The 21,045-nt window shown below is 72.0% G+C and carries 18 protein-coding genes and 6 tRNA genes; 11 read left to right on the top strand and 13 right to left on the bottom strand.

Features of this window, described 5'->3' with window-relative positions:
• Window positions 1-458 precede the first annotated feature (458 nt).
• Window positions 459-665 carry a developmental transcriptional regulator BldC gene (bldC, locus tag CP982_RS20725; RefSeq protein ID WP_003949541.1) on the top strand — a complete coding sequence of 69 codons (207 nt, stop codon included), beginning with the start codon at window positions 459-461 and terminating at the stop codon, window positions 663-665.
• Window positions 666-1,181: 516 nt separating this feature from the next.
• Here the strand turns inward: bldC and CP982_RS20720 are convergent.
• The 3 genes from CP982_RS20720 to hrpA all read right to left on the bottom strand — a co-directional run bounded on the left by CP982_RS20720 (window position 1,182) and on the right by hrpA (window position 5,799).
• Complete coding sequence (locus tag CP982_RS20720; protein WP_150511912.1) at window positions 1,182-1,409, bottom strand: DUF6274 family protein; 228 nt, start codon at window positions 1,407-1,409, stop codon at window positions 1,182-1,184.
• Window positions 1,410-1,690: 281 nt separating this feature from the next.
• A tRNA-Asp gene (locus CP982_RS20715) sits at window positions 1,691-1,765 on the bottom strand.
• A 92-nt stretch (window positions 1,766-1,857) separates the two neighbouring features.
• Complete coding sequence (hrpA, locus tag CP982_RS20710; RefSeq protein ID WP_150511911.1) at window positions 1,858-5,799, bottom strand: ATP-dependent RNA helicase HrpA; 3,942 nt, start codon at window positions 5,797-5,799, stop codon at window positions 1,858-1,860.
• Window positions 5,800-5,882: 83 nt separating this feature from the next.
• Here hrpA and CP982_RS20705 point away from each other — a divergent pair, with 83 nt between their 5' ends.
• The 3 genes from CP982_RS20705 to CP982_RS20695 are packed head-to-tail and all read left to right on the top strand — an operon-like array spanning window position 5,883 to window position 7,952.
• Window positions 5,883-6,263: a hypothetical protein gene (locus CP982_RS20705; RefSeq protein WP_150511910.1), complete on the top strand. Its 381-nt coding sequence runs from the start codon at window positions 5,883-5,885 to the stop codon at window positions 6,261-6,263.
• Between the two features lie 58 nt (window positions 6,264-6,321).
• Window positions 6,322-7,080, top strand: a complete 759-nt coding sequence (locus tag CP982_RS20700) for a DsbA family protein (RefSeq protein ID WP_150511909.1) — start codon at window positions 6,322-6,324, stop codon at window positions 7,078-7,080.
• Complete coding sequence (locus CP982_RS20695; RefSeq protein ID WP_150511908.1) at window positions 7,077-7,952, top strand: cytochrome c biogenesis CcdA family protein; 876 nt, start codon at window positions 7,077-7,079, stop codon at window positions 7,950-7,952. The genes CP982_RS20700 and CP982_RS20695 overlap by 4 nt, the downstream gene beginning before the upstream one ends.
• A gap of 144 nt (window positions 7,953-8,096) precedes the next feature.
• Here CP982_RS20695 and CP982_RS20690 read toward each other — a convergent pair.
• From CP982_RS20690 to CP982_RS20675, 4 genes are all read right to left on the bottom strand, one after another.
• A tRNA-Phe gene (locus CP982_RS20690) sits at window positions 8,097-8,173 on the bottom strand.
• 27 nt (window positions 8,174-8,200) lie between these two features.
• A tRNA-Asp gene (locus CP982_RS20685) sits at window positions 8,201-8,275 on the bottom strand.
• A 39-nt stretch (window positions 8,276-8,314) separates the two neighbouring features.
• Window positions 8,315-8,387 (bottom strand) — tRNA-Glu (locus CP982_RS20680).
• Between the two features lie 80 nt (window positions 8,388-8,467).
• Entirely contained in the window at window positions 8,468-10,063 is a 1,596-nt protein-coding gene (locus CP982_RS20675) for a metallophosphoesterase family protein (protein ID WP_150511907.1), read from the bottom strand.
• 66 nt (window positions 10,064-10,129) lie between these two features.
• Here CP982_RS20675 and CP982_RS20670 point away from each other — a divergent pair, with 66 nt between their 5' ends.
• The 4 genes from CP982_RS20670 (at window position 10,130) to CP982_RS20655 (ending at window position 14,024) form a co-directional block, all read left to right on the top strand.
• Complete coding sequence (locus CP982_RS20670; RefSeq protein WP_184925157.1) at window positions 10,130-10,480, top strand: metallopeptidase family protein; 351 nt, start codon at window positions 10,130-10,132, stop codon at window positions 10,478-10,480.
• Window positions 10,481-10,580: 100 nt separating this feature from the next.
• Window positions 10,581-11,135 (top strand): hypothetical protein, encoded by a 555-nt coding sequence (locus CP982_RS20665; RefSeq protein WP_150511906.1) that lies wholly within the window; start codon window positions 10,581-10,583, stop codon window positions 11,133-11,135.
• A 331-nt stretch (window positions 11,136-11,466) separates the two neighbouring features.
• Entirely contained in the window at window positions 11,467-13,743 is a 2,277-nt protein-coding gene (locus tag CP982_RS20660) for a DEAD/DEAH box helicase (RefSeq protein WP_150511905.1), read from the top strand.
• Window positions 13,744-13,951: 208 nt separating this feature from the next.
• Window positions 13,952-14,024, top strand: a tRNA-Lys gene (locus tag CP982_RS20655).
• A gap of 93 nt (window positions 14,025-14,117) precedes the next feature.
• Here CP982_RS20655 and CP982_RS20650 read toward each other — a convergent pair.
• Together CP982_RS20650 and CP982_RS20645 are read right to left on the bottom strand one after the other, a co-directional pair.
• Window positions 14,118-14,999: a GNAT family N-acetyltransferase gene (locus tag CP982_RS20650; RefSeq protein ID WP_150511904.1), complete on the bottom strand. Its 882-nt coding sequence runs from the start codon at window positions 14,997-14,999 to the stop codon at window positions 14,118-14,120.
• 65 nt (window positions 15,000-15,064) lie between these two features.
• Complete coding sequence (locus CP982_RS20645; RefSeq protein ID WP_150511903.1) at window positions 15,065-15,856, bottom strand: VOC family protein; 792 nt, start codon at window positions 15,854-15,856, stop codon at window positions 15,065-15,067.
• A 161-nt stretch (window positions 15,857-16,017) separates the two neighbouring features.
• Between CP982_RS20645 and CP982_RS20640 the strand changes: the two genes are divergently transcribed.
• Complete coding sequence (locus CP982_RS20640) at window positions 16,018-16,680, top strand: TetR/AcrR family transcriptional regulator (RefSeq protein ID WP_150515602.1); 663 nt, start codon at window positions 16,018-16,020, stop codon at window positions 16,678-16,680.
• A gap of 34 nt (window positions 16,681-16,714) precedes the next feature.
• Here CP982_RS20640 and CP982_RS20635 read toward each other — a convergent pair whose 3' ends face one another.
• The 4 genes from CP982_RS20635 to CP982_RS20620 form a co-directional block, all read right to left on the bottom strand.
• Window positions 16,715-16,900 (bottom strand): hypothetical protein, encoded by a 186-nt coding sequence (locus CP982_RS20635; protein ID WP_150511902.1) that lies wholly within the window; start codon window positions 16,898-16,900, stop codon window positions 16,715-16,717.
• A 152-nt stretch (window positions 16,901-17,052) separates the two neighbouring features.
• Window positions 17,053-18,276, bottom strand: a complete 1,224-nt coding sequence (locus tag CP982_RS20630; protein WP_150511901.1) for a mannosyltransferase family protein — start codon at window positions 18,274-18,276, stop codon at window positions 17,053-17,055.
• Window positions 18,277-18,415: 139 nt separating this feature from the next.
• The gene (locus tag CP982_RS20625; RefSeq protein WP_150511900.1) at window positions 18,416-18,859 is read right to left on the bottom strand and encodes a hypothetical protein; all 444 of its coding nucleotides are present in this window, start codon (window positions 18,857-18,859) and stop codon (window positions 18,416-18,418) included.
• Entirely contained in the window at window positions 18,852-19,349 is a 498-nt protein-coding gene (locus CP982_RS20620; RefSeq protein ID WP_150511899.1) for a SigE family RNA polymerase sigma factor, read from the bottom strand. The genes CP982_RS20625 and CP982_RS20620 overlap by 8 nt, the downstream gene beginning before the upstream one ends.
• A gap of 217 nt (window positions 19,350-19,566) precedes the next feature.
• Here CP982_RS20620 and CP982_RS20615 point away from each other — a divergent pair, with 217 nt between their 5' ends.
• A complete protein-coding gene (locus tag CP982_RS20615; protein WP_150511898.1) occupies window positions 19,567-20,826 on the top strand; it encodes an alginate lyase family protein in 1,260 nt (419 codons plus the stop codon).
• A 70-nt stretch (window positions 20,827-20,896) separates the two neighbouring features.
• Window positions 20,897-20,970 (top strand) — tRNA-Met (locus CP982_RS20610).
• The last annotated feature ends 75 nt before the right edge of the window (window positions 20,971-21,045 follow it).

The raw sequence follows: 21,045 nt of genomic DNA, 5'->3' as shown, positions 1-21,045 counted from the left end.
CTTGTCCCGGCGCCGGGACGTAGGTCCCGATCCGGGCCTTTGCCTCAAGCGTGATGGACCGCACTTAACTGACCCTTGCGCCGATCGGCCTTCCTCATGCCAAAATAGGACAAGGAGTCCGGACAGGGCTCCTTCCGTCCAACTACGGGCGGAATGCTCAGCATTGCACGCTATGGGGGGTCTGTTGACTCCTGATCGCTCTGTGACTGATCGTCACTGTGGCGTGACTGTCCGCTATGGCATGGTCCATCGGCTTCCGTCGCTGATGGACACCTGGGAGGGCAATTCCATCGGTTTGGCCGACGCGGCTGGACGGATGGTGTAGTTGTAGTGCCGAGGACAAGCCGTTCGTCCTATAACCGACTCGACTCGCGTCCGCCATTTCGGGCAACGCGGGTCAAGGTGCAGAATTTAGAGGAATGAACCGAGAAGGTTCGGTTCTCCCGAGGAGGCCGCTCATGACCGCTCGCACCCCTGATGCCGAGCCGCTGCTGACCCCGGCTGAGGTTGCCACGATGTTCCGCGTCGACCCCAAGACGGTCACGCGCTGGGCCAAGGCTGGCAAGCTCACGTCGATTCGCACGCTCGGCGGGCACCGCCGTTACCGCGAGGCCGAGGTCCGCGCACTGCTCGCGGGCATTCCGCAGCAGCGCAGCGAGGCCTGACGCAGGGCGTTATCGCAGCAAGCAGTACACATCGGACGAAGAGCACCATCGCTGCTGGGTCCCCCAACCCGGCCGCACCGTCCGACCCATAGCTCCACACGACGCGGGTCCTGCCCCAACGGGGCCCCCGCCCGAGCCGCTTGGGTGCGTCGTCGATCGCGCTGGACTCCGCCGGGTCCAGCGCGATCTTTTTTGTGCCCGGGCTCGCGCGCCGGGGCCGCTCGCCCTACACGCTCTCCCAGGCTTCAACAAGGCGGCTCACAGGGCCACTCAACAGCGCGCAGCGTGCGGCTCTACTCGTAGGTGCAATTGCACATATTAGATTGACCTGTTGTAGGACGGGTGTAAGTTCAACGGTTTCTGAAACTCATTCGGTGACTACCGTCACACGCACCGTGGCTTGTTGCCTTCGCCGCCCTTGCGCTAATGGGGCGTAGCGCCCGGGCGGAGGCGTTCGCTCCCGCTTCCGTGGCTCTCAGCCTCCCACCGCGCGGCCGCCGCGCGCGGCGGCTTTGGTCATGCCTTGGGGGGACTTTCGTCCTCGCATTGCCCGGAGTGCCGCTCGGCGGCCTCGGGCGCCTCTGTGGCCTCGTGCGCGTCGTCGGCGGGCTCCATCGCGAGGCGCAGCAGCCGGTGGCAGATGGGGCAGTGCCGCGTCAGATGGCGGTAGCTCGACGCCGCGGCGAGATGGGCGCGCAGCAGGGCGCGCGTCTCGTGCCGTGCGGATGCGGGGACTGGCGTCATGCGTCACCTCCGGGGGGCGGGGCTGCCCCTGGGCCCCAGGGTCCTGCTGATTGGGGTACCGGGGGAATGTGACGCCGTCAAGAAGGGCAGCGCGGAATCGGGCCGGGGGCCTTGGGGGGCGTTGTCGCCCTTCGGGCTCGTCCTCGGGCGCCGGACGGGCTTGATTGTCGCGCTGGCGCGCTCGTCCTCAAACGCCGGACGGGCTTGATGGGTGCTGCTCGCCGTCGGCCGTGCACGCGAAAGCGGGCCGCACCTTGAGGGTGCGGCCCGCTTTCCTACTGCGGTCCTGACGGGATTTGAACCCGCGGCCTCCACCTTGACAGGGTGGCGAGCACTCCAAACTGCTCCACAGGACCAGGTTTCGCGGCGCTCGTACTGCGTTGCGCTGCGAGAAGGACTGTACAGGAGTGCAGGCCAGCGGTCGAACTCACCCTGGGTGTCCGGTCGGTTACGGCACCGCCGCGTCGATGGCCTTCACGATGCGCTTGTCCGAGACGGGGTAGGCCGTGCCGAGCGCGTGGGCGAAGTAGCTGACGCGCAGCTCCTCGATCATCCAGCGGATGTCCAGGACCTCCTGCGGCACCGGGCGGCCCCCCGGCAGCTGCTCCAGGAGCCAGGCGTACTCGTCGCGCATCTCGCGGACCTTCTCCATGCGCGTGGTGTCCCGCTGCGCGTTCGCCGGCATCTGCTGCAGCCGGCGGTCGGCGGCGACCATGTAGCGCATCAGGTCCGGCAGCCTGCGGATGCCCGCCTCGGTGACGAAGCCGGGCTTGATGACGGCGTCCAGCTGCTCCCGTACGTCCTTCAGGTTGGCGAGCAGCGCGGGGCTTCTCGTCGACTTCAGGCGCCGCTCACAGGCCTGCCAGGCGGCGAGGACCTGCTGGACCTGTGCGACCGTGCGGACCGTCGTGTCGACGATCTCGGCGCGCACCTTCTCGTAGAGCTTGCGGTACGACTCCTCGTCCCATACCGGGCCGCCGAAGTCCGCGATCAGCTTGTCCGCGGCGGCGGTCGCGCAGTCGGCGAACAGGGCGGGCATGGAGCCGTGCGGATTCGCCGACAGGGCGAGCTTCTGCTGGTTGGTCAGCCTGTCCTGGGCGAACTTGGCCGGATTCACCGGGATGTTGCGCAGGATGAGGCGGCGCGTTCCCTTCCACATGGCCTGGGCCTGCTCCGCCTCGGTGTCGAAGAGGCGTACGGAGACCGTGTCGCCGTCGTCGACCAGGGCCGGGTAGGCCTTCACGGGCTGGCCCGCCCTGCGTGTCTCGAAGACGCGGGTCAGGGTGCCGATGCTCCAGTCCGTGAGGCCGGTGCGCTCGATGGTGGCGCCGCCCGTGCGCTCGGCCGTCGCGGCCGCCGCCTGCGACAGGGCCTTGCGGGCCTTCGGCTTGAGCTGGAGCTTCAGCGCCTGAAGGTCCTTGTCCTCGGCGAGCTTGCGACGCCGCTCGTCGGTGATCCGGAAGGTGATCTTCAAGTGGTCGGGTACGCGCGTCAGGTCGAAGTCGTCCGGCGAGACCGGCACCCCGACCATCCGCTGCAGCTCGCGCGCGAGCGTGACGTGCAGCGGCTCCTGCAGCGGCACCGCGCGCTCCAGGAACGCCTTCGCGAAGTTGGGCGCCGGGACGTAGTTCCGGCGGATCGGCTTCGGCAGGGAGCGGATCAGCTCGATCACGACCTCCTCGCGCAGGCCCGGGATCTGCCAGTCGAAGCCCTCGTCCGTGACCTGGTTCAGGACCTGCAGCGGGACGTGGACCGTCACGCCGTCCGCGTCCGCGCCCGGCTCGAACTGGTACGTCACCCGGAACTTGAGCTGCCCCTGGCGCCACGAGTCGGGGTAGTCGTCCTTGGAGACGTCCCCCGCCTTCTCGTTGATGAGCATCGACCGCTCGAAGTCGAGCAGCTCCGGCTCGTCGTGGCGCTTCTTCTTCCACCAGGAGTCGAAGTGCGCCCCCGACACGACGTCCTCGGGCACGCGCTGGTCGTAGAAGTCGAAGAGCGTCTCGTCGTCGACGAGGATGTCCCGGCGCCGCGCCCGGTGCTCCAGCTCCTCGACCTCGGTGAGCAGCTTGCGGTTGTCGGCGAAGAACTTGTGGTGCGTGCGCCAGTCGCCCTCGACGAGCGCGTTGCGGATGAACAGGTCGCGGGAGACCTCGGGGTCGATCCGCCCGTAGTTCACCTTGCGGTCGGTGACGATCGGGACGCCGTACAGCGTCACCTTCTCGTACGCCATCACGGCCGCCTGGTCCTTCTCCCAGTGCGGCTCGCTGTACGTGCGCTTGATCAGGTGCTGGGCGAGCGGTTCGACCCACTCCGGCTCGACGCGCGCGTTCACCCGCGCCCACAGGCGTGACGTTTCGACCAGCTCCGCGGACATCACGAAGCGCGGCGGCTTCTTGAAAAGCGCCGAGCCCGGGAAGATCGCGAACTTGGCGCTCCGCGCCCCCAGGTACTCGTTCTTGGCGCCGTCCTTCACGTCCTTCATGCCGACGTGGCTGAGCAGCCCCGCGAGCAGCGAGATGTGCACCTGCTTCTCGGCGGCGTCGCCGTCGTTCAGCTGGATGCCCATCTGCTTGGCGACCGTGTGCAGCTGGGTGTAGATGTCCTGCCACTCGCGGATGCGCAGGAAGTTCAGGTACTCCCGCTTGCACATGCGGCGGAAGGCGGAGGAGCCGAGCTCCTTCTGCTGCTCGCGCACGTACCGCCACAGGTTGAGGTACGCCAGGAAGTCCGACGTCTCGTCCTTGAACCGGGCGTGCTGCTGGTCGGCCTGCGTCTGCTTGTCGGCGGGGCGCTCGCGCGGGTCCTGGATGGACAGGGCGGCGGCGATCACCATGACCTCGCGCACACAGCCGTTCAGGTCCGCCTCCAGGACCATGCGGGCCAGGCGCGGGTCCACGGGCAGCTGCGCCAGCTTGCGGCCCTGCGGGGTGAGGCGCTTGCGCGGGTCCTTCTGCGCCGGGTCGAGCGCGCCGAGCTCCTGGAGGAGCTGGACGCCGTCGCGGATGTTGCGGTGGTCCGGCGGGTCGATGAAGGGGAACTTCTCGATGTCGCCGAGGCCCGCCGCGGTCATCTGGAGGATGACCGACGCCAGGTTCGTCCGCAGGATCTCCGCGTCCGTGAACTCCGGGCGGGCCTCGAAGTCGTCCTCGGAGTACAGACGGATGCAGATGCCGTCGGACGTACGGCCGCAGCGGCCCTTGCGCTGGTTGGCGCTGGCCTGGCTGATCGCCTCGATGGGCAGGCGCTGCACCTTCGTGCGGTGGCTGTAGCGCGAGATGCGGGCCGTGCCCGGGTCGATCACGTACTTGATGCCCGGGACGGTCAGGGACGTCTCGGCGACGTTGGTCGCCAGGACGATTCTTCGGCCGGTGTGCTGCTGGAAGACGCGGTGCTGCTCCGCGTGCGAGAGCCGCGCGTACAGCGGCAGGACTTCCGTGAACCGGTACTTCTTCTTCTCCAGCGCGTCCGCCGTGTCGCGGATCTCGCGCTCGCCGGAGAGGAAGACGAGGATGTCGCCCTTGCCCTCGGCCTGGAGCTCCTCGACCGCGTCCGTGATCGCCGTGATCTGGTCGCGGTCCGGGTCGTCGCCCTCCTCCTCCAGGAGCGGGCGGTAGCGCACCTCCACCGGATACGTACGGCCGCTGACCTCGACGATCGGGGCGTCGCCGAAGTGCCGCGAGAAGCGCTCGGGGTCGATGGTCGCGGAGGTGATCACGACCTTGAGGTCCGGGCGCTTGGGCAGGAGCTGGGCGAGATAGCCGAGCAGGAAGTCGATGTTGAGCGAGCGCTCGTGGGCCTCGTCGATGATGATCGTGTCGTACGCGCGCAGCTCGCGGTCCGTCTGGATCTCGGCCAGCAGGATGCCGTCCGTCATCAGCTTCACGTACGTGCCGCCGCTGACCTGGTCCGTGAAGCGGACCTTCCAGCCGACGGCCTCGCCGAGCGGCGTGTTCAGCTCGTCGGCGACGCGCTCGGCGACCGTGCGGGCCGCGATGCGGCGCGGCTGCGTATGGCCGATGAGGCCGCGCACGCCCCGGCCGAGCTCCAGACAGATCTTCGGGATCTGGGTGGTCTTGCCGGAGCCCGTCTCACCCGCGACGATCACGACCTGGTGGTCGCGGATCGCCTCCAGGATCGCGTCCTTCTTCTGGCTGACCGGGAGCTGCTCGGGGTAGGTGATCGCGGGCACGCCGTCGGCGCGGCCCGCCATCCTGGTGGCGGCCTGGTCGATGTCCGTCGCGATCTCGGCGAGGACGGTGGCCCGGGCTTCGGGTTTGCGGATCCGGCGCGCACCTTCGAGCCGCCGGCCGATGCGGTGCTCGTCGCGCAGCGACAGCTCCGACAGGCGGGGGGCGAGGGCGTCGAGGGTGAGGGCGGGCTGCGTAGACATACGCGGTCCAGGATCTCACCCGGTGCTCACAGGTGGCCAACCGATTTCCCGGGGCGCGCGCCGCGGCACGTACCATTCCGGGCATGTCGTCCCGTGTGCGTACGCCCTGGTGCCCCCTGGTGGCGGTGCTGCTCGTGGTGCTCGGGGCGTTCTGCGGGCCCGCCTTCGCGGACCGGCCCGCGCCGCCCGTCGAGCAGGCGGCACACGTCTTCGCCCAGGACGCCGACGGGCGCGGCGTGCCGGGGTGCGGCCGGAGCGACGCCTCCGACCTGGGGCAGCGGCCCGCGGTGCCGCCGCGCCAGGGGCCCGGGTACGAGCTGCCGCCGTCGGCGTTCGCGGTCCGCGTCGTCGACGACTGCGGCTCCTGGAGCGGTGAGCTCGCCGTGCGGGCCGTCGCGTCGCTGCGCGCGCCGCCGCCGCTCACGCCCCCGTCACCGGTGGATCTCTCCGTACTGCGCGTGTAGGAGGCCCCTGTCTCAGGGGCCCCTTCAGCTACGCACGCAACAGGAGAAGCGCATCACCATGTCCACTGCCCGCAAGAAGAAGAACATCGCCGTCGTCGCCGCGGTCGCCGTCGCCGCCGGGGCGCTCGGTCTCGCCTCGTACACCGCCACCAAGCCGGACGATTCCGGGTCCAAGGGGTCCTCCGCGGCTGCCGCGAAGGGCTCGGACTCCGCCGCGCCGGAGGCGGGTGTCTTCCCCGAGCTGGAGGCCCTCGCGCGCCGCGACGCCAAGGACGCGCTCGCCCAGGGCAAGGCCGACGCGCCCGTCGTCATGATCGAGTTCGCCGACTTCAAGTGCGGCTTCTGCGGCAAGTTCGCCCGGGACACCGAGCCCGACCTGGTGAAGAAGTACGTCGACAACGGCACCCTGCGCATCGAGTGGCGCAACTTCCCGATCTTCGGTGAGGACTCCGAGCGGGCGGCGCGCGGCGCCTGGGCCGCGGGCGAGCAAGGCCGGTTCTGGCAGTTCCACGAGGCCGCGTACGCGGACGGCGCCAAGGAGAAGGGCTTCCGTGAGGGACGGCTCAAGGAACTGGCGCGCGAGGCCGGGGTCAAGGACGTCCCGCGCTTCCTGCGGGACGCCGAGAGCGACGCGGCCAAGGCGGCGGTGAAGAAGGACCAGGACCAGGGCTACAAGCTCGGCGCCACGTCCACCCCGTCCTTCCTGATCAACGGGCGGCCCATCGCGGGCGCGCAGCCCCAGTCCGTCTTCGAGGAGGCGATCGAGAAGGCGGCGGCGAGCCGCGCCAAGGGCGGCAAGGGGGGTTCCGGCAAGTGACGGCCGACGTCGGATACTTCGCCGCCTTCCTCGCCGGTCTCCTCGCCCTGGTCAGCCCGTGCAGCGCACTGCTGCTTCCGGCGTTCTTCGCGTACTCGATCGACTCCACGTCGCGGCTGCTCGCCCGGACCGGGATCTTCTACGCCGGGCTCGCCACGACCCTCGTGCCGCTCGGCGCCGCCGGGTCGACGGCCGGGCGGTTCTTCTTCGGGCACCGGGAGCAGCTGGTGTTCTGGGCGGGCTGGACGATCATCGCGCTCGGGATCGCGCAGGTGGTGGGGCTCGGCTTCGCCTCCCGCCGCCTCGCCGAGCTTTCCGGGCGCATCCGGCCCACCACGGCGGTATCGGTGTACGCGCTCGGCGCCGTCTACGGGCTCGCCGGGTTCTGCGCGGGCCCGATCCTCGGCAGCGTCCTGACGGTCGCCGCGGTGAGCGGCAGCCCGGTGTACGGGGGCGCGCTGCTCGCCGTGTACGCGCTGGGGATGGCGGTGCCGCTGTTCGTCCTCGCCGCGCTGTGGGAGCGGTTCGACCTGGGGCGGCGGCGGTGGCTGCGCGGCCGTGCCTTCCGCGTCGGCCGCCTTGAGCTGCATACGACGTCCCTGCTCTCCGGCCTGTTCTTCGTGCTGCTCGGCGCCCTGTTCCTCGCCTACGACGGCGCCGCCGCGCTGCCCGGCCTCCTCGACGTGGACGACTCGTACACGGTCCAGGAGCGGGCGAGCCGCATCGGTGACGCGGTCCCGGACTGGGCGGCCCTGCTCGGCCTCGTCGCCGTGGCCGCCGCGGTCGCCCTGGCGGCGGCGGTCCGCGGCCGCCGCACGGAGTCCGGCGCGGGCCGTCGCGCGGAGTCCGGCGTGGCACCGGACGCGGAGTGACTCCTGCTCTGGGCGGGCCTGCCGGGCCCGCCCAGAGCGGACGCCAACTGGCGCGCGGGGCAAGGTGTTTCACGTGAAACATCACCCGGCCGGACCACGGCCCGGGAAACGACGAAACCCCCGTCCGGAGACGAGGGCTTCTGGTGGTGGCTGGGGCCGGGATCGAACCGGCGACCTATCGCTTTTCAGGCGATCGCTCGTACCAACTGAGCTACCCAGCCACGCAGCTCACCGGGGTGATCTGCAAGCGGTCCTGACGGGATTTGAACCCGCGGCCTCCACCTTGACAGGGTGGCGAGCACTCCAAACTGCTCCACAGGACCTTGCGTTGTGCGAGCACTAGTCTCGCACAGGGTGGTGCGTGCCCCCAACGGGATTCGAACCCGTGCTACCGCCTTGAAAGGGCGGCGTCCTAGGCCGCTAGACGATGAGGGCTATCGACCCGCCTGGGCGCTTCGCAGCGCGTCGGGGACGTGAGAAGCATATGGGATGCGGGGACCGATCGCCAAAACGGTTTACGGAGGAGGGCCCGGCGGAGGTGTCGAGGGCTTGGCCCCGGGCTGGTTCTCCTTGGGCAGATGGCGGCTGACCTCGGCTTTCGTGAGGCCGAGCCCACCGAGCTTGATCTCGTCCCAGGCCTGGAGCCGCTTGGTGGCGCGGTCCAGATAGAGCACGGAGGTCTCGACGGGGTCCGGGTGCTCGCCCTCGACGGCGCGCAGCCCGCTGCCACCGGTGGAGCCCTCGATCCGCAGCCGGGTGCCCTTGTCCATGACCTCCATCTCCTGGTGGTGCAGATGCCCCGCGAGGACCAGGGGCACCGTGCCGTCCGTCTCGCGCGCGGCCACCGGGTTGTGCGCGACCGCCACGTCGACCGGGGTGCGCGCGGCGGCCTGGGCGCGCAGGGACGAGGCGAGCGTGATGCCCGCCACCTCCTCCGCCGGGTCGCCCTCCGCCTTCGTGGAGCGGTCGGGCGTGAACTGGGGGTCGCCGATGCCCGCGAACCGCAGGCCCGCGACGTCCACGGGCTTCCCGTCGTCCAGCACGTGCGCGTTCTTGAGCTTCTTCAGATAGCGCTGCGTGGTCGTGGAGTCGTGGTTGCCGCGCACCCACACATAGGGCGCGTCGAGGTCCTCGATGGGGTCGAGGAAGCCGTTCTCGGCGCTGGTGCCGTGGTCCATGGTGTCGCCGGAGTCGACGATGACGTCGATGTCGTACTGCTCGACGAGCGAGTTGACGATCTTCCAGCTCGCCGGGTTGAGGTGGATGTCGGAGACGTGCAGGAGGCGGATCGTGGAGGGGTCCGGCTCGTACGCGGGCAGCGTGGACGTCACGTCGTACAGCTTGGTGACGTTCGTCACCAGACGGGCCAACTCCCGCTGGTAGACGTCGAATTCACTCACGATGTTGCGGGCGTTGCCGACCACGGAGGGCGCGCTGCTGAGCAGGCCCGAGAACTTCGGCTCCAGGACGGAGCGGGGGTTCCAGGTCGCGAACGCGGCCACGCCGGACGCGGCGAGCAGGGTCAGGGCGAGGCCGCCCGCGGCAAGGGCGCGGCGGGGCCGGCGGTAGACGGCGAGGCCGAGCGCGGTCGCCCCGGCGACCACCGCGGCGCAGGAGCGCACCGCCAGGTTCAGCGTGCCGCCGGCCACGTCGCTCGCGACCTCCTCCTGGAGCCCGTTGATCCGCTCGGGGTGGTTGACCAGGGCCTCGGAGCGCACCGGGTCGAGGCGGTCCACGTCGACGTCGAGGCGGATCGGCGCGGTGTGCGAGCGCAGCTCCAGGGCGCCGAGCGGCGACACGTCGATCTTCGTGCCGCCGGTGAGCGAGGGCCGCAGCGCCATTCGGGTGTCCATGGGCCCCACGGACGTACGGACGCTGCCGACGACCAGCAGGCCGAGCCAGGCCCCGAGCACCACGACGGTGATCAGTCCGAGGGAGCGGGCGAAAGGGTGCGGGGCCTTGCCCAGCTCGGGCAGGGCACGCCGCTGACGTGCGGTTTCGCGGGCGCTCCGGTGCCCGTGCCACCGGGTGCGGGCGCGGTCCAGGAGAGCGGAGGGGGCACCGCGCAGGCTGCGCAGGTGCCGCAGAACGACCGTGACGTCGCGCCCCATTGGGCGCGTATGCCCATGCGGGGAGGTGGCTATGCCTGCCGGTGATCGACGGTCGACAATGGACGTGTGCTGGAGATGACGCGCGAGGAGTTCGAGGAACTGGTGGCCGAGGCGCTCGACCGGATCCCGCCGGAGCTGACACGGCTCATGGACAACGTGGCGGTGTTCGTCGAGGACGAGCCGCCGAGCGACGACCCCGAGCTGCTCGGGCTCTATGAGGGCACGCCGCTGACCGACCGCGGCGAGTGGTACGCCGGGGTCCTGCCGGACCGGATCACCATCTACCGGGGCCCGACGCTGCGGATGTGCGTCTCGCGCGAGGACGTCGTGGCGGAGACGGAGATCACCGTGGTGCACGAGGTGGCGCACCACTTCGGGATCGACGACGAGCGGCTGCACGCGCTCGGGTACGGCTGAGCCGCGCTCGGGTACGGCTGAGCCGCGCGCGTGTCCTCTTGCCGGGCGCGGGAGTTGGGCAGGGCGTCTCTCTCCCCCTGCGCCTCGGAGGTGCTCGGCCGTGCGCCAGTTCTACGTTTCCGTCCGATGGGCCGCGACCGTGGTGGCCGTCGCGGCGACCGCGGGCTGCATGAGCATCGGCGACGACGGGAGCGGCGCGCCCGTACCCGGGAAGTCGGCCAAGGAGCGCGGGGGCGCCGCCGCGCCCGACGGCGGCACGGTGCTGCCCGGCGGTGAGCGCGGCCGCGGCGACGACGGGGGCCGCGGGGGCGGCGACGGCAAGGGCAAGAAGGGCAAGGGCAAGCGCGGCGCCAAGGACGAGGCGTCGCCGGAGGCCGACGGCGACGACAAGCCGGGCAGCAAGCCGTCGCGGGCCGGTTCCGGCACCACCCCCGCGTCGGTCGAGCCGACGAGGAACGGGCGGCCGACGCCGACGCGCACGAAGCCGGGGCCCCGCCCCACGAAGACCACGCCCACCCCGGACCCGCCGTCGCCCGAGCCGCCCGCGCCGACGCCGGACCCGACGACCCCGGAGCCCTCGTCGTCGGCGCACGGCGAGGCGGAGGGGCCGGTCAAGGAGCAGGGGGAGCCTTCGCCTGAGGCGGGCCCGGCGTAGCCCGGGGCGGGTGGGGCGCGGCTTGATCGGCCTTCGGCCTCGTCCTCAAACGCCGGACGGGCTTGATCTTGAGCGCGGGGCGGCCGTGACGCTCCGCCGCGCCGTCGCCACCCCGGTCGGTACAGGGCCTCTGTGGTGCACATTTGCCAATGTGGGGGGTGGGTGCGTATGGTGGTAGATCGTTTGATCCCATTTGCCCGGCGCCGACACAGAAGAGCGCCGCGTGGCGCGTACTCTCCCCTTGCCGTGGCTGACCGCATAGAGGCGGTCCATTGCGAAATCACGGAGTTGACGGGCGCGTGCCGAGACTCCGGAAGGTTTCGCATTTCGCATGTCCATTTTCAGTTCTGACCACGCCGTCCTGCCCGAGAACGAGTCCGCCCTCGACGCGGCCGAGGCCGTCGTAGAGGCCGCCGCGGTCGTCGAGACCGAGGCCGTCGTGACCGAGGCCGTGGAGCCCGAGGTCGCCGAGACCGCGGAGCAGGTCGTCGAGGCCGACGCGGAGGCCGTCGAGGCCGCCGACACCGACGCCGACGCCGAGCCCGAGATCACGTTCGGTGACCTCGGTCTGCCCGACGGTGTCGTCCGCAAGCTCGCGCGCAACGGCGTGCACACCCCGTTCCCGATCCAGGCCGCGACCATCCCGGACGCCCTGGCCGGCAAGGACATCCTCGGCCGTGGCCGCACCGGCTCCGGCAAGACCCTCTCCTTCGGTCTGCCGACCCTGGCGCGCCTCGCCGACGGCCACACCGAGAAGAAGAAGCCCCGCGCGGTCATCCTGACCCCGACCCGCGAGCTGGCGATGCAGGTCGCCGACGCCCTCCAGCCCTACGGCGACGTCCTCGGCCTGAAGATGAAGGTCGTCTGCGGCGGTACGTCCATGGGCAACCAGATCTACGCCCTGGAGCGCGGCGTCGACGTCCTCGTCGCCACGCCGGGCCGGCTGCGCGACATCATCAACCGCGGCGCCTGCTCCCTGGAGAACGTCGAGGTCGCCGTCCTCGACGAGGCCGACCAGATGTCCGACCTGGGCTTCCTGCCCGAGGTCACCGAGCTGCTCGACCAGGTCCCGGCCGGCGGCCAGCGCATGCTGTTCTCGGCCACGATGGAGAACGAGATCTCCACCCTGGTCAAGCGCTACCTGACCAACCCGGTGACGCACGAGGTCGACAGCGCCCAGGGCAACGTCACGACGATGACGCACCACATCCTGATCGTGAAGCCCCGCGACAAGGCGCCGGTCACGGCCGCCATCGCCGCGCGCAAGGGCCGCACCATCATCTTCGTCCGCACCCAGCTGGGCGCCGACCGCATCGCCGAGCAGCTGCGCGACGCCGGTGTGAAGGCCGACGCGCTGCACGGCGGCATGACGCAGGGCGCGCGCACCCGCACCCTCGCCGACTTCAAGGACGGTTACGTCAACGCGCTCGTCGCCACCGACGTCGCCGCCCGCGGCATCCACGTCGACGGCATCGACCTGGTCCTGAACGTGGACCCGGCCGGCGACCACAAGGACTACCTGCACCGCTCGGGCCGCACCGCCCGCGCGGGCCGCTCCGGCACGGTCGTGTCCCTCTCCCTGCCGCACCAGCGCCGCCAGATCTTCCGGCTGATGGAGGACGCGGGCGTCGACGCCTCGCGCCACGTCATCAACGGCGGCGGCGCCTTCGACCCGGAGGTCGCCGAGATCACCGGCGCCCGCTCCATGACCGAGGTGCAGGCCGACTCCGCCAGCCAGGCCGCGAGCCAGGCCGAGCGCGATGTGCAGGGCCTGACCAAGGAGCTGGAGCGCGCCCAGCGCCGCGCCGCCGAGCTGCGCGAGGAGGCCGACCGCCTCACCGCGCGGGCCGCGCGCGAGCGGGGCGAGGACCCGGCGGAGGCGCTCGCCGCTGCCGCCGCGGAGACCGTCGCCGAGACGGCCTCGGCCGAGGCCGAGCCGGTCGCCCTGCCGGAGCAGACGGACCAGCCGCAGGCCGAGCGCGCCGAGGGCGACCGCCCGTCGTACGACCGTCGCCCGTCCCGCGACGACCGCGGTGGCCGCTCCTTCGACCGTGACCGTCGTGACGACCGCGGCAACTTCCAGCGTCGTGACGACCGTGGTGACCGTGGTGGCTTCCAGCGTCGTGACGACCGTCGTGACGACCGTGGCGGCCGTTCCTTCGAGCGTCGTGACGACCGCGGTGGCCGCTCCTTCGACCGTGACCGTCGTGACGACCGCGGCAACTTCCAGCGTCGTGACGACCGTGGTGACCGTGGTGGCTTCCAGCGTCGCGATGACCGTCGTGACGACCGCGGCGGCCGCTCCTTCGACCGCGACCGCCGTGACGACCGTGGCGGCCGCTCCTTCGAGCGTCGTGACGACCGCGGTGGCCGTCCCTTCGAGCGCCGCGACGACCGTGGCGGCTTCCAGCGCCGTGACGACCGTCCGTCCGGCCACCGGGGCAGCGACCGTCCGTTCAACCGCGACCGCCGCGACGACCGCCCCGCCGGCGGCGGCTACCGCTCCGGCGGCCACGACCGTCCGTCGTACAACCGTCGTGACGACCACCGCTCCGGCGGCTCCTTCGGCCGCCGCGACGAAAAGCCGCGCTGGAAGCGCAACGGCTGACACACCGGCCCGGCGCACAGCCGGTAGCCGATAGCCGATGACCAACGACAGCGGGCACATCTCCGGATGTGCCCGCTGTCGTCTGTACGCGCTCTGTACGCGGTCGGCACGCGGATCGAGCAACTGCCACGGCCGCGCCGCCGATACCCGATCGGACTGCGGGGCCGGGCGGGCTATGCTCATGGGTGCGCCGACATCGCGTCGGCGAGGACCGTTAGCTCAATTGGCAGAGCAGTGGACTTTTAATCCATTGGTTGTGGGTTCGAGTCCCACACGGTCTACCGGGAGCGGGCGAGGGAAGCCCCTCCGAGCTGTTGCGCGGCGCCCGGGTTCACTTCGGTGGGCTCGGGCGCTTCGTCGTTCTTCGGCGGGTGCTACAGGGCGCGTTGGTACTCGTGGGCGGTGTGCGTGGGCACGTAGCCGAGTTCGTCGTTGACGCGCCGCATGTGCGGGTTGTTGTCGGCGGTATCGGTGAGCAGGCCGTCGAGCCGGGGGTGGTGTGTGCGGGCCCGGAGGATCGAGGCGGCCTTCATGCGGCGGGCGAGGCCGTGGCCGCGGTGCTCGGGCAGGACCGCGGTGCCGTAGTGCTGGGCGTCGCCCGTTCCGCTGCCGGGGATCACGAGTTCGGTGAAGCCGACGACGGAGCCGTCCGACCGGTCGACGGCCGCCACGGTGTGCAGGAGGTCGCCGCGCGCGGCGACGGCCGCTGCCGCCGCCCGTACCCGGTCGAGGTCCCAGAGCACCGTGCCGTGGTCGACGGTGCCCATCGGCATGTCGTCCATGGCCCGGCGCGAGGCGACGAAGGTGGCGGCGAGTGCGTCGGGCACCGTGCCCTCCCAGGCCGTCAGGCGGTAGTCGGCGTGGGGTGCTTCGGCGACCTCGGTGAGCGCGGCGAGGTCGACGGCGGCGAGCGGCAGCCGGGCGTAGGTCAGGGCCAGCGCCGGGCGGAAGTCCCGCGCGGTCAGGAAGGCGGCGCCGGGGGAGTCGGCATCGGCCTGGGCGACGACGCTGCGGCGGCCGTCCTCGCGGGCGGCGGCGAGGGCCGCGTCGAGCAGCAGGGAGCCCGCCTGACGGCGCCGGCCGGACGGCTGGACCTGGATGTCCAGTTCGGCGAGGTGGCGCTGGCCCTCCTTGGTGAACAGGCGCAGGGAGGCGCGGCCGACGGGGTCGCCGTCGGGGTCGGAGGCCAGCCAGGCCAGGCGGCGGCCGGAGGCGGTCTCCTCGGGGTCGGCCAGGGCGGTGATGCGCAGGGTCAAGTCGTCTCCGTCACGAGGGCACGTGGGCACGAGGGAAGGGGGCGGGGGAGGAGCCTGGGGAGTGCTTACTGGGCCCAGGGCAGGGGACGGGTGCCCTCGGTGCCGGGCACGGAGGCTACGCCGTCCGCACGCATCGCGACGTGCGCCTCGGCGGTCTGCGGCGCGTGGACCTGGCGGACCACGTCCGGCGGGAGCACGAAGGTCTGCCCGGCCGTGACCTTCTCGGTGCGGCCCGCGCAGGTGACGTCGAGGGCGCCCGCGGTCACCGTCCAGACCTGTTCGCGGCTGACGGCGTGCTCGGGGCCGGTCCGGCCCGCCTCCATCGCGACGGTCCAGGTGCTGAGTTCCGCGGCGCCCCGGCTGGGGGCGGCCAGGCCGGTCATGCGGGCGTTCGGGGACGCGGTGACGTCGTCCTCGGTGGGGCTGATCACGCGCAGGGCGGGCTCCTCTGGCTCGTCGGACCCGGCGGCGGGCTCCTCGGCGGCGGCCCATTCGACGAACTGGACGACGATCCCGTTCGGGTCGGTCAGCTGGAACAGCCGCTCGCCCCAGGGCTCTTCGCGCAGCGGCATGGTGATCGGGGCGCCCGCCTCGCGAAGCCGCCGCTCCTCGGCCTCGATGCCGGTGACGGTGAGCGCGAGGATCAGGCCCGTGGCCCGCTGGTCGCGCTGCTCGGGCGGGAGGACCTCGGTGCCGCGGCGCAGCAGCACGATGTCGGCGGCGGCGTCGTCGCGGGTCAGGGACGCGAAGCCGTCGGCGGCCATGGCGACCTGGTAGCCGAGGTGGGTGCGGAAGAAGTCGAGGGAGGCGTCCACGTCGGCGACGGTGAGGGACAGGGTGGAGGTGGTGACGCGCAAGGGGGCTCCTGAGGTTCGCGTGCAGAGGTTCGAGTGCAGAGGTTCGCGTGTCGATCCGTTCTCCGGGGAGAACTTTGCGACGGACGTAACTTTAGGCCGAGCTCGATCAAAGGTCAAGCATATTTTTGCTACGAGGGTAAGATTGCTCCATGGCTAATGAGATGGGGCTCCGCGAGTCCAAGAAGCAGGAGACCAGGCAGCTGATCTCCGACTGCGCCACGAGGCTCTTCATCGAGCAGGGCTTCGAGCAGACGACGATCACCGAGATCGCGGCAGCGGCCCGCGTCGCCAAGAAGACGGTCACCAACTACTTCCCGCGCAAGGAAGACCTGGCCCTCGACCACCACGAGGCGTTCACCCAGGGCCTGGCCTCGGTCGTCGCCGGGCGCGAGCCCGGGGAGGAGCCGCTCGCCGCCCTGAGGAGGACGTTCCGCGCGGCGCTGCTCGAGCACAGCCCCGTCGTCGGCTTCACCGGCCCCGCGTTCGCCCGCATGGTCGCCGACAGCCCCACGCTCAGCGCCCGGCTGCGCGAACTGCACGAGCAGCGGGAGGAGGCGCTCGCCGCGGCGCTGGCCGACGCGGCGCTGGCCGACGCGGCGCCGACCGACGCGACGCCGACCGGCGCGACGTCCGATCCCGCACCGGCCATCGCGCCCCGCGCCGCCGCCGCCCTGATCGCCGCGGCGGACCGGCTGCTGTTCCGGCGCATCCAGGAACTCACCCTGGCCGGGTACTCCAACGACCGGATCGAGGCCGCGCTGCTTCCGGAGGCGGATCACCTGCGCGCCCTGCTCGCCGCGGCCCTCGGCGGGGCGCCCTCATGACCTGGGGGCCGGGCCGGGCTCAGTCGCCCAGGCTCTAGCTCTCGCCGCTCCGGCCGTTCTTCCGGGCCTTCTTCTGGTAGCGGTCCGCGGCCTCGCCCGCCGCTGAGGTCAGCCGGGCCGCGGCGCGGACGCCGCGCGGTGCGTTGCCGCGTACCGTCCAGACGACCGCGCCGAAGCCCGCGAGCACCAGTACGAGCAGCACGATGAGCAGTACGAGCATGGGCTCACCCTTCGGTCTCTCGGTCGGATACCGCTGTGGCCCCGATCCTCTCAGGCGCGCTGAGAAAGCCGGGCGAGGTCCGCTGCGCGAACGGCCACGGCGCTCCCGCGGACGATCCACGGTGGGTCGGCGCCGCGGAACCGGCGGAGCGTTCAGCCCGCCCAGCGGCCCGTCAGGAACGTCAGCGCGCAGAGGGTCATGAGGGGCGCCACCAGACAGACGTACGCCGTACGGACGCGCGGTGCGCGCAGGCTCCAGGAGGCGAGGACGATCCACAGCGGCCACCACAGGAGGGTGGCGCGCGGGAGGGACATGTACCAGTACGACGTGCCGAGGGCCACGAGGGCCAGGCCCGTGTACGCCGCCTCCGCCCAGCGGCGGCGGAAGAGGAGGAAGCCGGTGAGCACCAGGCCGAGGACCATGGCGAGCAACTCGGCCTGGAACTCGATGGCGTAGCCGGTGGACGTGGTGTGGTGGAAGGCCGCTTCCCAGGTGTTGCGCCAGGCCTCCCACGGCGTGTGGAAGTCGCGGTACCAGCCGCGCTCCTCGGCGTGCTTCCACGCCATCCAGTCGCCGGTACGGGACTTGAGGTACCAGCTGTACGCCAGCGGCGGCAGCGCGGGAAGGAGCAGCCAGGGCAGGGCGCGGCCGTCGCGGTGGGCGCGGACCGTGGTCAGGAAGTGGACCGCGAGGGCGGCGGCGAGAAACAGGCCGCTCACCCGGACCGTGGTCGCGAGCGCGGCGAGCGTCGCCGCGAGCGGCCAGGCGCGGCGCCGCGCTGCCAGCCACGCGGGCAGGGCGAAGGCGAGGAAAAGCGCCTCGGTGTAGCCCGCCGCGAGGAAGACCGCGCACGGCGACAGGAGGAAGAACAGGACGGCCCGGCGGCCCGCGTCCGGATGGGGGACGTGGTCGCGGGCGATGCGGGCCAGGGCCAGGACCGCGACCGCCCCGGCCACGAAGGAGACGAGCAGCCCCGCCGCCGCCCAGTCCGGTACGACGGCGTGGACGGCGCGCAGGGTGAACGGGAAGCCCGGGAAGAAGGCCTCCCGGTTGTCCCAGCCCTCCATCCCGGGGCGCAGGTCGCCGGGGAAGTAGCCCTCCTGGGCTATGCGCAGGTAGTGCCACCAGTCCCACTGCTGCCAGGCGGACAGCGGGGACGCGGCGTGGTGGGTGCGGGAGTCGGGCGGGAACAGCCAGGTGGCGCCGTACGCCGTCGTCCACAGGCCCGCGCGCGTGAGGACGTAGAGGAAGAGGACGTCCGCGTCCTCCTTGCCGAGGACGCGCCACCGGACGTGCCACCGGGCGCGCCGCGGGGCGCCGCGCCGCCGGGGAGCGGAGGCGACCGCCCGGGGCCGGGGCGGCGAGGAAACGGACAAGACGGGTGCCTCCGTGGGTGGTCGGGGACGTTTTGGGGCGCGCGGGGGCGCCGCGTGGCGCACTGCGTGCGTGCGAGCGGGGCGGTGGGTGGGATCGGGGAGTGCGGGGCGGCGGTGGGCGGGTAACGGGTCCGGGGCGTTAGCCCCGTGGGGTCAGGGCCGTGCCCAGCGTCCCCGTGCTCTCCGGCGGATACGTGGGCGGCGCACTCCTCTCCGCTTCGCCCAGCTGCGTCTCCGTACCCGAGGTCTCCGTGGGCGGGAAGCTCGCGCTCGGCGGGGGCGGCGAGCCGGAGTCGGTCGGCGGGGGCGACGGAGAAGGGGAGGGCGACAGCGGGGGCGACGGCGACTGCGGGCCCGAGGGGACGGTGGCGGGCGGCGTCGGCTCGGAGCTGTACGAAAGCGCCAGCGCGCCCGCGCCCGCGACGACCAGGCTCGCGGCGACGGCGACCGCCGTGACGAAGACGCGGTGGGCCCGGCGGCCGCGCCGGACGACGGCGGAGACGGGCGGCACGTCCGCACGGGAGCGGCCGGCGTCGGCGGCCTCCTGGAACAGCGAGCGCAAGGGGTCGTGCGGTTCAGACACCGTGGGCCTCCTCGGTACGCGGGTCTGTCAGACGGAGGGCGAGCGCGGCACGGCCGCGGGACAGATGGGTCTTGACCGTGCCGGGGGAAAGGCCTGTCTCCCCCGCGATCTGCTCGACGGTGAGGTCGCACATGTAGTGCAGGGCGAGCGTCCGGCGCTGCTGCGGCGGCAGTTCGCGCAACGCCTCGACCAGGGCGACCGACTCGGGGCCAGGACCCTCGGCGTGCGGCGGCGCGCCGCTGCGCTGCCAGGCCGACGCCGAGCGGCGCAGGCCGCGCCACCGGCTCACCGCGAGCCGCCAGGCGACGGTGCGGATCCACGCCTCGGGGCGGCCGTCGCGGTCGAGCCGCGCCCGGCGGCTCCAGCCCTTGACGAACGCCTCCTGCACGACGTCCTGCGCCTCGTGCAGGTCACCGAGCATCACGTACAGCTGACCTGTCAGCCGCGCGGCCGCTTGCGCGTAGAACTCCTCGAACTCCTCGACGGTCAACTGATCGCTCCCGGATCTCCTTGGTCTCACCGTGCTTACGCCTGCCGAGCCGCATCCGGATGACACGGAAGGCGAAAGATCCTGGTGACGACGGTCACAGCCCCCGCGGCCGCCCACCCGGGGCGAGGGCCCCTGCGCCCCACGACCGGCCCATCAAATCCTGCGCCCCCGCCGCCCCCGCGGCACGCTGCCAGTGAACGTGATCCGGAGGTGCGGCATGGCGGCTCAGGCACAACCAGGGGCCCGGTCCCTCGGGCCCCGCGCGGGCATACGCGGCCGCCGCATCCGCGTGGCGGTGGTCGCCCTGCTCCTCGCCCTCACCGCCCCCGCCTGCGGCGGCTCCGACGAGCCCGGTGACGCGGCCACCGGCCCGGCCCGCAGAGCCGATCTGCCCTTCACCCACCCGGGCGTGCTCGTCAGCAAGGCCCAGCTCGACCGGGTGCGCGCCCACGTCGCGGCCCGCGAGCAGCCCTGGCTCAAGGCGTACGAGCAACTGCGCGCCAGCAAGTACGCGGCCGCCGACTACCGCCCCAAGCCGTACGCCGTGGTCGCCTGTCCGCCGGGCGACGAGCCGGGCCGGGGCTGCGTGGAGGAGCGCGAGGACGCCCTGGCCGCGTACACCCAGGCGCTGCTCTACAACATCACCGGCGACCGCGCCCACGCCGTGAAGGCCACCGGGATCATGGACGCCTGGGCCCGCGTGGTCACCCGGCACACGGAGGCCAACGCTGGGCTCCAGACCGCCTGGGCCGCCACCTCCTGGGCCCGCGCGGCCGAGGCCGTGCGCTACACGTACGACGGCTGGGCCGACGGCGACCTGCTGCGCTTCGAGCGGATGCTCCGCAACGCCTATCTGCCCCAGGTCGTGGCCGGCTCGGTCGAGTCCAACGGCAACTGGGACCTGGTCATGGCCGACGCCGTCATCGGCATGGCGGTCTTCCTCGACGACCACGCGGCCTTCGAGGAGGCGGTGCGCCACTTCCGCGGCCGCGTGCCCGCGTACTTCTATCTGAAGTCCGACGGGGCGCTGCCCGTGGCGCCCAAGGGCAGCGAGCTCGACACGGCGGACGAGCTGAGCCGGTACTGGTTCGGGCAGCGGCGGTTCGCGGACGGGCTCGCGCAGGAGACCTGCCGCAACTTCAAGCACGCCGGGTACTCCCTCGCCGCCACCGCCCACATCGCAGAGACCGCCTGGCACCAGGGCGTCGACCTGTACGGCGAGGTCAAGGACCGGCTGCGGGCCGCGTTCGAGTTCCACTCCGGCTACCAGCTCGGCGCCACCGCGCCCGGCTGGCTGTGCGGCGGCAGGCTCCAGCGCGACCTCGGGCCCGACACGGAGGTCGGCCTGAACCATCTGCGCGGGCGCCTCGGCATGGAGCTGCCGCACACCCGGAAGCTCACCCTGGAGCGGCGCCCGGAGGGCACCGACGACCTCTTCGTGGCGTGGGAGACGCTGACGCACGCGGAGAACACATGAGGCGCGCGGAGGCGTCTCGGGAACCAGTTCGCGTTCGGTGCCCCTGATGGCGTACTGTTGGGTTCACCGACGCGGGGTGGAGCAGCTCGGTAGCTCGCTGGGCTCATAACCCAGAGGTCGCAGGTTCAAATCCTGTCCCCGCTACTGAAACCGAAGGCCCGGAATCCGAATGGATTCCGGGCCTTCGGCATTCCCCAGGGGTCCGGGGGCGCGCGCCGC

The organism is Streptomyces spectabilis (assembly GCF_008704795.1).
GTDB classification, from domain to species: domain Bacteria; phylum Actinomycetota; class Actinomycetes; order Streptomycetales; family Streptomycetaceae; genus Streptomyces; species Streptomyces spectabilis.
This window is presented reverse-complemented; position numbering and strand designations above follow the sequence as displayed.